Raw genomic sequence first — 14,142 nt, forward strand, 5'->3', positions numbered from 1 at the left:
GAATGTGGTTTAGCAAAAAAGACTCTGTAGAAGAAGCTTACCGATACATCAAATACTTAACTAAAAAAAAGTCAATCTCTGACCATCGTATCGATACTGAGGCACTCATTCAAGAAACCTTACTTAAGGTGATCAAGGCAACTCAAAGCGAAATAACCTCTGATAAAGAGCGTCCCGCAGCCCAACGCTTGAGTGCTCAAACTGATTTTAATCATTTATTAAAAGCTTACACATACCGGTCTTTCGAAAGTGTTTTTCTTGACATGAGCGCCAATGTGACATTTCGCCGTAAATCTTCGAGTGAACAAACTCATTCACGTGACCAAATTAATTCAGTTCAATTAATACATGTATACGAACATACCCATGGTCCTGAGAAGGTAACTAATATCTATGAGATGCTCCCAAGCAAGCAGCCAAAACCAGAACAAGCTGCCGCTATAGATAAAAATGCGACTCTTTTTATCAACTTATTACTAGAAACCATCGGCCAAGAACCTGACAATAAGAAACGCGCACTATTTTACGATTTCTTTTCTCTGTCTTATCGAAAAACAGGCCATACCCAGAAACAATTAGGAGAGCTTCATGGCTTTCAAGGGAACACCGCCATTACACATATTTCGCGCTTTGTGAACAAACTTACACAACGCGTTAAAGCGTCTGAACTCAGCTTAGAACTTAGTAGCTCACAGCTAGCAGAATTAGACATTTACTTTCTCAATCACAGTAATAAATTAAATGAGACGATATCAGTATGAACAAGGTTAAGATCACAGACAAGGTGTATAAGTCGCTTGAAGATCACCTAATTGCACAATCTATTAGCGAATTTGAACGTGAAAAGCAGGTCGACCTCACAGTTCACGATATGCGTATCATTAACTCTATTTTTACGCAATATGTTGAGGAGGAGCATAAAACACCGAGCATACATTTTGAAGTGCCTTTGCTCGCGGCTAGTCCTGAAACGAGCAATTTAAACAAGCCTTGGTGGGACTTCGACACTATCATTAACGACACCTTTCAATTGGCTGTTTTTAGCTCTACAGATCAGAACATTGAAGATCAAGTCGATTTCGAGCTAAACCCAATTAAAGGAAAAGAACGGGAGTTTGATGATTACTTTGCCACTTTCAGGGGTTCTAAACAAGGGATCCGCATTTATTGGGCTAAAAACAAGCAGCAAGTGATTATGGAGGGAGAGCTCGTCCACTCTTTCGAAGGTGACTATGTCAGTGGCCACGGTAAAGTACTTTCTAATGAATACTTAGGGAGCGGCCACTTTAAGTTAATGCTGGAATTCTTTTCTCTAACAGGACAAGAGTAAGCCACTGCCCAGAATTTAAACCAGCACGAGTCTTAAAAAGCCGCTTTTGCGGCTTCCACGCTATTTTTTATACTTTTCAAACCACGCTAACGTATGTTCAATTTTACTGATCATACGAGACGGACGTCCTGCAATTCCATGCGGTGCACCTGGAATTTTTATTAGCACGGTATCAACTTTCCTAAGTTTCAATGCTTGATAGTATTGCTCCGTTTCAGCCATTGGTGTACGTAAGTCTTCCTCGCCAGTCATTAGCATTGTCGGCGTGCTCACATTGCCAACCAGTGACATAGGTGAACGCTGCCAATAGTGTTCAACATGATCCCACGGCATCCCTGGAAATTGCGTTGGAATTTGCAATAAGCCACTATCGGCTGTTAACACTTTACTAAGCCAATTAATGACCGGTTTGACGACGACAGCAGCATTAAAGCGATCAGATAAACCTATCGCATACGCTGTGGCAATTCCTCCTGCAGATCCACCAGCAATAAATACGTTCTCTTTGTCAACAAACCCAGTCTGGATCATCGCATCAACACCCGAGTTATGGTCCGCGAAATCTTCTTTCGAACTATATTTATACTTCAGAAGCATGGCGAATCGCTCACCATATGAGCTACTTCCTCTGTGATTATCATAGAATACAACATAACCTTCGGCTGCATATCGCTGTAGTTCAGCTGAAAAATGCGGACCATATGCTAAGTGTGGCCCACCATGGATCTCAAGTAATAGCGGATATTTTTTTGTCGGATCGAAATTGGGAGGTGTAATGTACCAACCTTGAATTGATTCACCATCAAATGATGATTTGTAGTTAATTTCATGGACTTTACCTAACGTCTTATGGGCCAGTAGATCCTCATTTAACGTGGTGAGTTGCTTTTGCTTTCCTCTTTTACTAATGATAGCAACATCGGCTGGCCTTTCACTGCTCCCGTGAGTAAAAGCAATTTTACCTGAATAGTTACCACTGAACTCCCCACTTAAATAAGGGCGCCCTAAAGTAGTACCTGAAAGCGAATCGGTCAGATCTGTGATTTTCCCTTTTGTGGTGATCGTGGCAAGTTTTCTTTTACCAAAATCATCATACGAAATCGCCAGCTTAGAGTCACTGATCCATGTCGGACTGCTAATCGAACGATCGAATTCACCAGCTATCATTTTTGTGGTCTTGTTTTGCCACTTCATGATGTTAAGCTTTTGATTGCGGTATGGGTTTAGTGCATTAGATGCACTTAAATACGCCAGCTTCTTACCGTCGTTTGAAAAGCTTGGCGTATGTTCACGTCCAGGTGCAGACGTCAGTTGCTGCAAATTATTGTTTAAATCAACCTCAAACAAATCACCTTCTAATCGCTTATATTCCCAGTCTTTTATTCTATTTGCTGAAAATACAATGCTTTTTGAGTCGCGTCGCCAAGATAGCTTTCCACTATGGTGATACTCCCCCGAGGTTAATTGTCTCGCTGTACCACCATCACTTGGCAACACGAATATCTGCCGATACCCTGGCTTCACTAACCCTCGTCCATCGGCTTGATAATATGCTTTATCAATAACTATCGCAGGGTCCGACCATGTAGCCCCTTTTGGTTTAGCTGGCATTGCCGCAATGACCGAAGGCTTTTCGTTAACTAATTGACTAAACGCTAGCCACTTACCGTCTGGTGACCAAGTTAGATTGCTCACACCAGACTGCAACTGAGTTAACAATGCCGTTTTGTTTTCAGCGATATAATGCACATGAATTTGCGAACTACCGGACATATTGCTAACAAATGCTATTTTTTTACCGTCTTCTGACCATCTGGGTTGACTATATTGACTTTCGCCTGAAAACAGCGGACTTTGTTCGCCCGATTTAGTGTCTACTAGCCATAAGTTACGCCTTTTGCTGTCGCGCATCACATCATTTGAATTACGTACATAGATGACACTGTCACCACTTGGTGACAATTGAACATCACTGGCATATTCAAGAGAAAATATATCTTTTGAATCAAAAACAGTACTTGCATGAGTAACAGCCGGCACAATAGCACAAGCCATAACTGCACATCGAATTATATGAGACATGAGTGTTTCCCAAAAAGTCATTAAAATGATAGGTAAGCATTATGAAACAAAGTCACAAAGTCGTCACTTCATACTCGATGAACTATCAATAAATTAGGGGCTGTTGATCTTTTAGGTTCATTTTTCCAGCAGTTTGGTTGGATTTTATACAAGAAAGAGGCTGCGTAGCATGGTTATTCCATGTGAGTCAGCCGATAACATAGTAGAAAAGCCAATCAAGCGCTGCCTACTGGTTCTTTTGAGCGCCCTTTTCTCTTTGTTGCTTAATATTCGCTTAGATCACTAAGCCACACATTAAGCGCCACGATAAAAGCCACGCTCAAAGAGAACAAAAATAGAACAGCAAAGATCAACAGCCCCTAGGCTCTTCATATTAAAAGTACATTTCACATGGGTAATTAGACTAAAAAACAGGCATTTCTTCTCGTCACAAAGTGGAGATAACGCTCAGCTATAAATAAATTAATAATATCTATCCATCAATAAGGAAATGAAAATGAAATACGCAGTCATGGCATTGCTATTGGCATCCCCCCTTTTATTTGCCAATAGCTCGACCAATGATCTAGATACCCAACAGTCATCATCGACCTTTGTTAGTAGTTCAACAACTGGCTCCTCGATGCATGATCTAATTTATACTAATCATTCAGCTTCATGTATTGAAGTGCAAGAAACGGCATTCGACCCAGGGGATCCTATTTTCATGTTCCCTTATTTCCACCCTTTAGTGATTAATAATGGCGAGTGCTACATCCGAGGGCTTACGACAAGCGATCAATCCATAGATGATATGTACAACGAAGTACACCCAATAGCACGCACACAGGTGTCGATTATTGAAACCAACTTCAAAGAAATTGGCACTCAAATCGTTAACAATGTGTCTGCACAAACAGGCGCGCGCGTCAAAGGTATCGATGCTAAATTTATCGGTGAAGCGACCATTCGTATTCAAGGGCGAGTAGATAGCCAAGGCAATGTTCCTATCACTGCTTCAGGGTTTGAAGTGCTCACTCAGGGCAAATTAAAAAAGTACCAATTAAGATTACCAGTACGTTTTACCGTCAACATTAAATACTCAAACATTCTATTGAAAGGCCAGTACAACATCTATAGTCGGAACCTGAGTATTGATCCTGCCAAATCTAGCTTTCAACCGAAAGTAGACGTTGATGTTAACCTGCCATTTTTATTCGAACTATTTGAGCAGCTAACCCCTAAAATATTCGATAAACTATATGAAGAGTTTGGCCGTATTGTAATTGATGTCTTTGAGTTCCTTGGGGTAGATATGACCCAAGACATCCCTGCTGCCATTCAACATCATGCCAACCTAAGTACGGTTAACTTTGTGCCTATCACAGCGCTAGATAACAAGCGTGTTGGTGATGCAGTGCAATACACCATGAAGTTTTCCAAAGCGGGTGTTCAGTTCAAAGATGCAAACTCTCAAATTACGTTTTTAAATATGTGGTTATACGCGCCTTTTTATTAAAATAACGGTTACAGTCATTCAACAACAAAAAAGCCAGCACGATGTGCTGGCTTTGCTATTATCTATCGTAAATTAAAAGCCAAACAAGCTCACTGCGAAAAACTTCGTTGCAACGGTATTCACAAAAATAATCAGTAATACAACTGGAATGAACGTCGATAGTGAAAAGTTCACGTATTTCTCAGTAAAGCTCCCTTCATATCCTTCACAGCCTTGAGATAACTCTTCAGATAAACGTACTTTCTTCCAACGATATATCACAAATAAACACACCATTAAGCCATTGAGAGGCAAGATCGTATCGTAAAAAACATCATATACCAGATCAAATAAGCTCTTACTTGCGCCACCATAATTTATAAATTGGGTTAACCAATCAACCATACCAAATGACATCGTTGAGAGTATCGTTAATATACCCGTTGCACCTGCAAGTATGATTAATGCAGCCTTACGACTCACATTCTTCTCTTCCATTAACGCTGCGGTCGGCACTTCAATAATAGAGACCAAAGACGTGATTGCCGCAAAAAATACCAGCAAGAAAAACACAAAAGCCACAATCGAAGCGCCGGTGTATCCAATATCTGATTGAATGGCAAGTAGGATTTTAGGTAAGTATACAAAAATCATTGATACTGACGATTCAGATAATTCATCAGGGTTGGTTGCTGGGTTGAAGCTAAATATGGCTGGTAACACCATAAGACCCGCTATAAATGCGACCAAAGAATCAGTAAGCGCAACCATCTTTGCACCACCAACAATGTCTTCCTTTTTAGAAATATAAGAGGCATAAGTCATTAAAATACCCATCCCCAAAGACAATGAAAAGAACGCCTGAGATAACGCACCATTTAACACACTGGCATTCATTTTAGAAAAGTCGGGAATCACATAATAGCGCACACCAGCCATCGCATTATCTAATGTTAGCACATAGGCAACAAGCCCTATCAATAGCACAAACAACGCAGGCATCAAAAACTTAGCCGCTTTTTCAATCCCTTGCTTTACGCCCCCCACTAAAATTAAATTAACGATAATACCAACCAGCAACATATACCAAAAAACACTAGATTGATTAATAAACTCACCAAAGTGAGCCGGATCCGCTAATGCATCTAGGTTCCCCATGGCTGTCTGTGCTAAGTATCCAAAAATCCAAACGGTGATAACCATATAAAATACAGCGATCATAAAAGGCGTTAAAACCGCTAACATGCCTGCAAACGACCACTTCTTGTCACTGCCAGAGAGCGTTTTATACGCACCGTATGGGTCTTTTTGTGCCTTACGGCCCATGGCCATTTCAGCCATCATAACGGGCAAACAAATAAAAGCGACGAACAAAGCATAAACGAGTAAAAATGCACCACCACCATTTTTAGTAGCAGATACTGGGAAGCCAACTAAGTTACCAATCCCGACAGCAGAACCTGCTGCAGCTAAGATGAAACCTAGTCGGGAGCTAAAATGCTCACGATTTGCACTCATGCAGACAACCTTATTATTATTTTAAAATATCCGAGCGACTCTACCAGCCTTCACGGCCTATTTTCAAGTTTTTAACGTTAAAGGCCCAGACAAATCTGATCATCGTTTACAAGCTAGTGCAAATCAGACTACTATATGGAAAATTTATCTTACTGATTAGCATAGCTATGTTATATATGATCCATTCTACAGACGTAGAAAACTCTTTAGAAAAACGCTTAGCTGCCCGACCCGCGCATATAGCGCGCATTACCGAGCTGCAAGAACAAGGTCGTGTTGTTGCGGCGGGCCCATTGCCGGCGATTGATTCGAATGATCCTGGAAGTGCGGGTTTTACTGGCTCATTGATCATCGCTGAATTCGATTCATTAGCACAAGCACAAGCTTGGGCTGATGATGACCCTTATATTCACGCGGGTGTTTACGCTGGTAGTATCGTAAAACCATTTAAAAAAGTATTTTAATCTGGTGTAAGTTCAGGAAAGGTTAATCACCTGTGTTCTAATCTTACATACTCTTGTTTAGTAACTTTAAGATCGTGGAGCTTTGTAAAATGCGATTGATAGTTTGTCTGTTTCTTTCTGGGTTGTTGTTACTGTCAAGTAACGCCTCAAGTGCTGAAAAGCAGACAATAACCAAAAAACAGGCTGTCGAACTTGCCTTAGCAGATTTTTCTGGTAGAACCTTGAAAATAACCGAGCAAGGTGACTATTTCATCGTACGTATATTGCAAAGCAACGGTCGTATTGTAGATCTCAAAGTTAATAAAGTGACTGGAAAGGTCAAAAAGGATTAGAAATGCGAATTTTAGTAATTGAAGATGATATTCAACTGGCCGAAAACCTGCGTAGCGCACTTGAGAAAGAAAAATACAGTATCGATTTATGCCATGATGGTGAGTCTGGTTTGTTTCATCTGAAAGAATATCCGTTAGATATGGCGGTTATCGATTTGGGGCTCCCGAAATTAAATGGTATCGAAATTATTCGTCAAGCCAGAGCTGCTGGAATAGACATTCCTATTCTAATACTCACCGCGCGAGATCGTTGGCAAGATAAAGTTGAAGGGCTTGATGCTGGTGCAGATGATTACTTAACCAAACCGTTTCATTTAGAAGAACTCATCGCTCGCTGTAATGCCCTAATTCGTAGAAGTGCAGGTCAAGCAAATCCCGAAATCAGTATTGGGCCAATAAAAATTCATACCCGTTCTCAGCAGGTATGGGTTAACGAAAGAGAACTCTCATTAACAGCTTATGAGTATAAAGTACTCGAGTATTTAATGGTTAACCCCCAAAAAGTGATATCAAAATCAGAACTTACAGAACATATTTATGATCAAGATTTTGATTTAGATTCAAACGTCATTGAAGTCTTTGTTTTACGATTGCGGAAAAAGCTCGATCCCGATGGTACGCTTAATCCTGTCGAAACATTGCGAGGAAGAGGCTACAGGTTTAAAAACCAGTGGTAAACGCTGCACAAATCTCTTTAAAAATAAGACAAGGATTCATTCTTGTCTTTGTGCTTATTGTTGCACTTCCGGCCTTGTTTTTCTCCATTGGCCGTGCCTATCATGCCTCTTTAGTTGAAGCAACAGAGAAAACCTTAGAAGCGCATTTATACTCCCTAATATCTGAAGTCGAATTTGTCACTGATGGCATTGAAATGCCTCGAACCATTTTGGCACCTGAGCTAAACCGGTTAAATTCAGATACCTTTGCAATGGTTTATCAAGATCAAACGCTTGTTTGGTATTCGGAGTCAGCGGTTAACCTGTCTGTCACACCCGAGTTTGTAAACGGAGAAGCTGGCGCAGCTGAATTTGAGTTAGTGAAATACAATCAAGCAAAGTACTGGCAATTAAGCTTAACTGTTATTTTAGGTAACGCAGAACAATCGCAACATGCACGATTTATTTTATTAAAACGCAACGATGCACTCGTGGAACAAATGTCGGGTTTTCGCAATACGCTTGTAAATTGGATGTTAGTCATGGGGGTACTTATTGCAGCGCTCATGGCTGTGGGCTTTATTTGGAATGCCAGACCTTTGCAACGGCTTGATAAAGAAATTAAAGAAGTGGAAGCCGGTGAAAGAGACAAAATTAGTGGCCTCTACCCTGTTGAACTACAAACGATTAAGGCTGACCTAAATTTATTACTTGATTCTCAACGCCGCCAAAAAGAGCGTTATAGATCATCCTTAAGTGACTTAGCCCACGCTTTAAAAACCCCCTTAGCAGTATTGAAATCTAGCCCGATGGCATCAGATGAAGACGCACAAGAGCAGCTCGATAGAATAAATGCAATGATAGAGCACCAATTAAAACGGGCTGCGACAGGCGCTTCAGATACTTGGAAAAAGCAAACAGTTGTAGAACCTGTGCTAAAATCTATACTGAATGCAATGCGCAAGGTATATCACGACAAAAATATTGACTTCCATTGTCAATGTAGCCCGGATCTTGCTTTCTTAGGCGATAAAACAGACTTAATGGAAATTCTAGGCAATATTATTGATAACGCTTGTAAAGCTTGCCAACACACAGTTGAAATAAACCTACGTGCATTGAATAATAAAGGGATATGTATTGAAGTATCTGACGACGGCCCTGGAATACCCGACCATCAACGGTCTGAACTATTAAAACGCGGTGCGAGATTAGACACATATGAAGCTGGACATGGTGTCGGAATGGCCATTGTATCCGACTTAGTGAACGCATACCATGGGCATATACATATAGATAACTCACCACTTGGTGGAGCTAGGTTTTCGATTGAGTTTAATTATGAAAAAAACTAAAAACGTCTTTTATTTTTCACTGCTATTTTGTTCAGCATCAGTCAATGCGAATATCGATATTTTAAAAGACTGTGAGCCATTGGCTGATACGCATCCGTCACGCGCAAAAAATTATATTATTTGTTTAGATGGGAACATTACCAACCTAGAGCGCACCAGAAAAACCTGGATCACCAAACTTAGACTAGACATGAATTTAATCGAACAAGATACTGGCAACTCTCAATTACTACCTATTGTAGAACGCAGCTTTATCAGGCAAGACAAATATATTGAAGACAGCTGTCGCTGGCGATATTTACATCAAATGCCTAACGCGACTAAGGCTGCCATCATCTATAAAAAATGTAAAATTCGCATGTTACAAAGGCACATTGAAGATCTCAAGCTCCCCTTCTAATCTTAACAGCGAGTGGTTTTCGAAGGGTGCCTTTCAATATACTCGTGCGCTTTAAACTGCACGCACCGATTAACTTTTTGGTTGAAACGCTGTTAAAGACACTGACTAATTAACCTCAGGTTTGGATAAGGGTTTTGAAATAGAAAGTGTTTTAAAAACAAACTTACGTACAATCCAATGATGATATTTTGTTCAGTATCAAGGCGCTTTTATGCAGTAATAGCGGGCTATTACAAACAAAAGCAACGCCGAGAGTGAGAAAAATAGCTTTATTGGGCAAATTCGCTTATCCAGAGCTGAGGTTAATTACCTTAATATCAACACGCTTCAAGTCATTAGTTCTCCTTCACTGAAAGCAAATCAACCAGTCGTTCATATTGCGCTTTTTGCGCAACATCACACTGAGTTATCATATGATTAACGTTGGCAAGCTTACTCTTTAGTCCATCAATTTTATCTATATATGAAGAAAATAACTTATTAATTCTGTCTTTCAGCTCAATAGAACAGACTGTCGCAAAAGAATAAGGCTGCCACTGCTGCTCTTCAGGCGATGATTTTTCAAACAACTTATTTATATTTTTCTCAAGGTAATTGATGGCTGATGTTCTATTTTTCGGGTTGTAGATTGGGTATTGGAGATAATAGCCTTTAAACGCTTCTTTACGCACATCTTTAGAAAACAAAAAGGCGTAATACATCTGCACAGCACCTTCAAAAGAAAAGTACCCCATGTAGCGAATTAGGCGCTTTTTCAGTGCTTCATTCTTCGAGGTTTTATAAGTTGCCATAAACTGGTTCAATTCTTTTTTCCCTGAGGTACTGGCTATGACATTAAGTACTGCATTTTGTAGTTCAATATCCAGTTGAGATTGTCTTGTTAATATTGCTTGGTAATGTGTTTTTGCGAAATTGATTGCGTCATTATCTCGTAATTTTGCCCCGAGGAAAATTAAAGAAATTGATTTCAATTCACTATTGGCGCTTGCGTCACTATTATCACGATACCAACGCCTCGCATTCAATATGGGCGACAATTTTTCAATTATGTAACTCGCATTCGGCTCATAAAGACGAGGGGGTACCACATCATAAAAATCATTGTTTAGAGCGCGAAGTCCTTCTACAACCAACTCTTGATTAACCGATTTATTGGTTATCATTTGCAACTGCAGAGTCAGTGCATCAGCATAACTTCTATATCCGCCACGAACTAAAGCCTGATTATTTGCCATGAGTGACTGCTTTTCGATATCAGACAGTAAATTAATCCAAGTTTCATTACCTGCATCACTCACCGTGTCATCAAAATAGCTCGTATACCGGTAATATCCCAAGCCATACGCATCAGGAAACACCGCAAACGTGCCTTTAGGTAAAGGCACGGTCAGCTCAGTTTCATTCAACAAAACAGGTTGAATGATCACACCATGGTGCGTAAAAAACTTAAGTTGCAGTGGTATGTGCCAATACGGAGCCTTATTGGTGCTGCTTAGTTCTCTGACTGGCTCACTGCCTGATTCAGTAAATGGACGCTGAGTAATGATCAGTTGATTGTTTTTTCTTGTCACACTCACAAAAGGGTAACTTGGCTGTTTTAAAAAAGAGTCAAAAATATCTGCGACTGGCCGTTTTGCATGCGCTTCTATATGCGCGATAAATTCAGAGTAAGATACATTCCCCCCATAAAACTGCTTTATATAAGAAATAACAGCGAGTCGAAATGCTCTTTCACCCACATATTGCTCAACCATTGCTATAACCGAACTGCCTTTTGTATATACCACTTGTCCAATAGAATGGTAATCATCGACTGTGCGCATTGTCCGTTTAATTGGTCGTGATGTTGGCGTATCATCCCAAAAGGATTCAAGTTGTGGTAAATCTAAATTATTTTCAAATTCAGCATAGTGAGTAGTAACCATTTTTCTCGCTAGCCACTCCGAAAAAGACTCATTAAGCCAAAGATCATCCCACCACCGCATTGTCACTAAATTACCAAACCACATGTGAATTATTTCATGTGCCAGTAATTTATACAGTGCATATCGCTTTGATTTTGATACTTCATTTGGCGATGTGATCCATGTTTTATTTAGTGTAACGAGCCCCACATTTTCCATGCCCGCGCCTTCATATGCTGGCAGCACAAGAAAATCCAATTTTTGATATGGGAATTGAATTGAAAAATAAGACTGAATATAATTAAAAAGTTTAGGAATGACTCGTGCTACATGCTCATAATGATTATCTGCACCTTGGGTTGTATAAATCACTGATGAGACAGGTAACCCTTTAATGGTTAATGACTTAAATTTACCTACCGAAAAAGCAATCACATCCGTATTTATTGGTCTTGTTTCTTTAAAATGATGTGTGATGTAGCCGTTTTTTTCATCAATGAACTCAATGGGCGTGCTACTAATTACATCAAAATCGCTGGGGGCGATAATGGTTATTTGAAAAGAAATTTTGAACTCAGGTTCATCAAATGATGGAAAAACCGTTCTTGCCTGCATAGCCTGAAATTGCGTCGCCAGATAATGCCCCTGATCATAAAACTGATACAACCCGGTCATATCTCGATTGTAATTACCTGAAAATTGAACGGATAATAGATAACGTCCACGTTCAATCTTCTGCTGTGCAGTAAGCTCTATTATATCGTATTTATTTGCTTTAGAGGCGGCCAAACCTATTGGCTTTTCGGCGTCCAAAGTGAGCGTAGCACGGCGTATATTTAGCTTTTTACTATATAGTTTAATCGCGCTAACGGCCTCCTTTACATGTACTGATATTTCCGTTGTACCACGGTATTCATCTATATTGGGGTTCAAGTGCAGAACAATTTTTTGCTGTTCTGGTGTGACATAATGACCCAGTTTATACTCAGCCGCTTCAACATGCTCTAGCTTAATGAGTAGTGCTGCGATATAAAAAAGTGTGAATAATACATATCTCGAGCTCAAACTTTTACCCTCAACTATTTTTACTCATAGTAATAAAACCACGCTCACTGTTTACGATGACCATTCAAACAGCGACCCTACATCCCATATTGGCGCGCATGCTCATGGAGTTTACTTACCAATCTATAGCTACAAATTGGCAATAGGTACATGGTAGATAGCCACATTAGCGCTATGTAAGGTCCAGTTTGATGTAGTACTAAGTTATACATTTGAAAGTAAAAAAATAAACAAATGTGAGGGAGCAATATAAAGGCGATGCTCACAGCTATAAATTGCGCAACAGATAATGGGTATTTCTTATCTATAACCTGTAACAACGTAAACATCAAAACGGTGTAAAGCACGGCTCTAAAATCAATTAAGAAATCAATGCCGAACCGCCCATCTATCGCTTCAGCGGCGAAATGCCAAAATGCCGCCTCAAAAAACAACATGTTAGCACTGCCACTGAGCCAGTATGACTTGCCATAAACCAAGGGGGTATCTGCATATGATAAAAATGCCAACGCCGTATAAAACAGAGCTAACACACATAAAGTAACGCACACAGCAAGTGCTATCAGTAAACGAGTAGAGATGAATAAATACCGAGAGCAAGTCAACAGGACTTGATGCCAAAGCCAACAATTGGCTTTGCCGACATCAGTTGCCATATAATGAGAATACTCCTCTTCCAAGTCCCCTAATATGTCATCCTTCACTTTACTGGGTAAGATCACGTCAAGAAGCCACTTTGCAATCTTTAATGATGCACTTGTCATTTCAATCTCCAAGCCCTGCAATCACAGGTAATTTGCACCACATCTTTTCTAATCTGATCCGCGTATCTTGCAAACTCGATACGCCAAGTGCTGTGACTGTAAAATACCGTTTAGCCTTACCACCGCGCTCAGCCGTTGCCCCCCCCTTTCTTGATGTGATAAAGCCCTTTTTCTCAAGCCTTTCAACGGTTGTATAGATAGCGCCAATAGACACTTCTCTATCAATACTATCTTTCAAATAACGTCGTACTGTCACACCATAAGCCTCATCGCCAAGATGTAAAATACTCAGCAAAACCAAATGTTCGAATTCGCCTAAATATGATTTTTTATTCGCCATTTTTCACCGCCCTCACAATAATAACTACATAATAGAATAAACATTTTGAATGTCAATAATATCTATTATGTAGTTATTATTGATGCCCTTACGTGATCCTCATGTAAGCACCGAAGTATCTAGGAAAAACTTATTTAACCTGCATTGTTGTTACAAGTAGTTGAGTAGAAAAGTCGTTGCGCAGAAAGCAGATACTGTCAGCTTCTCGTTTTTACTCATCAGGGGGTTGAGAAGATTGCGTTTTGTCGTTATCTAGGTATGCCGTGCTTACAGGTGTAGACGTTCGCTTTTTATTTGATATGCTTTTAGTTGATATGCTTTTAGTTAACATGATTTGATGTGAGGAAAAATCAGAAAATAAAGCTCATCATCAATGAGTTATCACTCACGTATCGGCACACTGGACTTCCCAGCTTTCACTAGACAGTTTTTAATTCAGAATAATACGCTTCTTT

Annotated in this window: 13 protein-coding genes; 8 read left to right on the plus strand and 5 right to left on the minus strand. The window is 40.0% G+C overall.

Going from position 1 to position 14,142, the window contains the following annotated elements:
• Nucleotides 1-2 precede the first annotated feature (2 nt).
• Both J8L98_RS12300 and J8L98_RS12305 read left to right on the plus strand, forming a co-directional pair.
• Entirely contained in the window at nt 3-761 is a 759-nt protein-coding gene (locus J8L98_RS12300; protein WP_210996660.1) for a hypothetical protein, read from the plus strand.
• Complete coding sequence (locus J8L98_RS12305) at nt 758-1,330, plus strand: hypothetical protein (protein ID WP_210996661.1); 573 nt, start codon at nt 758-760, stop codon at nt 1,328-1,330. Before J8L98_RS12300 ends, J8L98_RS12305 begins: the two co-directional genes overlap by 4 nt.
• A 60-nt stretch (nt 1,331-1,390) precedes the next feature.
• Here J8L98_RS12305 and J8L98_RS12310 read toward each other — a convergent pair whose 3' ends face one another.
• Nucleotides 1,391-3,412 carry a S9 family peptidase gene (locus J8L98_RS12310; RefSeq protein WP_210996662.1) on the minus strand — a complete coding sequence of 674 codons (2,022 nt, stop codon included), beginning with the start codon at nt 3,410-3,412 and terminating at the stop codon, nt 1,391-1,393.
• A gap of 496 nt (nt 3,413-3,908) precedes the next feature.
• Between J8L98_RS12310 and J8L98_RS12315 the strand changes: the two genes are divergently transcribed.
• Nucleotides 3,909-4,910: a hypothetical protein gene (locus J8L98_RS12315; protein ID WP_210996663.1), complete on the plus strand. Its 1,002-nt coding sequence runs from the start codon at nt 3,909-3,911 to the stop codon at nt 4,908-4,910.
• Between the two features lie 72 nt (nt 4,911-4,982).
• On the opposite strand, the gene J8L98_RS12320 is transcribed toward J8L98_RS12315, so the two are convergent.
• Nucleotides 4,983-6,407: a sodium-dependent transporter gene (locus J8L98_RS12320; RefSeq protein ID WP_210996664.1), complete on the minus strand. Its 1,425-nt coding sequence runs from the start codon at nt 6,405-6,407 to the stop codon at nt 4,983-4,985.
• A 167-nt stretch (nt 6,408-6,574) separates the two neighbouring features.
• On the opposite strand from J8L98_RS12320, the gene J8L98_RS12325 reads away from it, so the two are divergent.
• The 5 genes from J8L98_RS12325 (at nt 6,575) to J8L98_RS12345 (ending at nt 9,614) form a co-directional block, all read left to right on the plus strand.
• On the plus strand, nt 6,575-6,871 hold the full coding sequence (locus J8L98_RS12325; RefSeq protein ID WP_192507636.1) for a YciI family protein: 297 nt from the start codon (nt 6,575-6,577) through the stop codon (nt 6,869-6,871).
• Between the two features lie 89 nt (nt 6,872-6,960).
• Complete coding sequence (locus J8L98_RS12330) at nt 6,961-7,203, plus strand: PepSY domain-containing protein (RefSeq protein WP_210996665.1); 243 nt, start codon at nt 6,961-6,963, stop codon at nt 7,201-7,203.
• Nucleotides 7,204-7,205: 2 nt separating this feature from the next.
• A complete protein-coding gene (locus J8L98_RS12335) occupies nt 7,206-7,880 on the plus strand; it encodes a response regulator transcription factor (protein WP_192507638.1) in 675 nt (224 codons plus the stop codon).
• Nucleotides 7,874-9,214, plus strand: coding sequence for an ATP-binding protein (locus J8L98_RS12340; RefSeq protein ID WP_192507639.1), 1,341 nt, complete (start codon nt 7,874-7,876; stop codon nt 9,212-9,214). Before J8L98_RS12335 ends, J8L98_RS12340 begins: the two co-directional genes overlap by 7 nt.
• Complete coding sequence (locus J8L98_RS12345; RefSeq protein WP_210996666.1) at nt 9,201-9,614, plus strand: hypothetical protein; 414 nt, start codon at nt 9,201-9,203, stop codon at nt 9,612-9,614. The genes J8L98_RS12340 and J8L98_RS12345 overlap by 14 nt, the downstream gene beginning before the upstream one ends.
• A gap of 335 nt (nt 9,615-9,949) precedes the next feature.
• Here J8L98_RS12345 and J8L98_RS12350 read toward each other — a convergent pair whose 3' ends face one another.
• The 3 genes from J8L98_RS12350 to J8L98_RS12360 all read right to left on the minus strand — a co-directional run bounded on the left by J8L98_RS12350 (nt 9,950) and on the right by J8L98_RS12360 (nt 13,687).
• Entirely contained in the window at nt 9,950-12,583 is a 2,634-nt protein-coding gene (locus J8L98_RS12350; protein ID WP_210996667.1) for a M1 family metallopeptidase, read from the minus strand.
• 77 nt (nt 12,584-12,660) lie between these two features.
• Complete coding sequence (locus J8L98_RS12355; protein WP_210996668.1) at nt 12,661-13,347, minus strand: hypothetical protein; 687 nt, start codon at nt 13,345-13,347, stop codon at nt 12,661-12,663.
• Nucleotide 13,348: 1 nt separating this feature from the next.
• Nucleotides 13,349-13,687: a PadR family transcriptional regulator gene (locus J8L98_RS12360; protein ID WP_210996669.1), complete on the minus strand. Its 339-nt coding sequence runs from the start codon at nt 13,685-13,687 to the stop codon at nt 13,349-13,351.
• Between the last annotated feature and the right edge of the window lie 455 nt (nt 13,688-14,142).

The organism is Pseudoalteromonas sp. MMG013, assembly GCF_018100885.1.
Classification (GTDB): domain Bacteria; phylum Pseudomonadota; class Gammaproteobacteria; order Enterobacterales; family Alteromonadaceae; genus Pseudoalteromonas; species Pseudoalteromonas aurantia.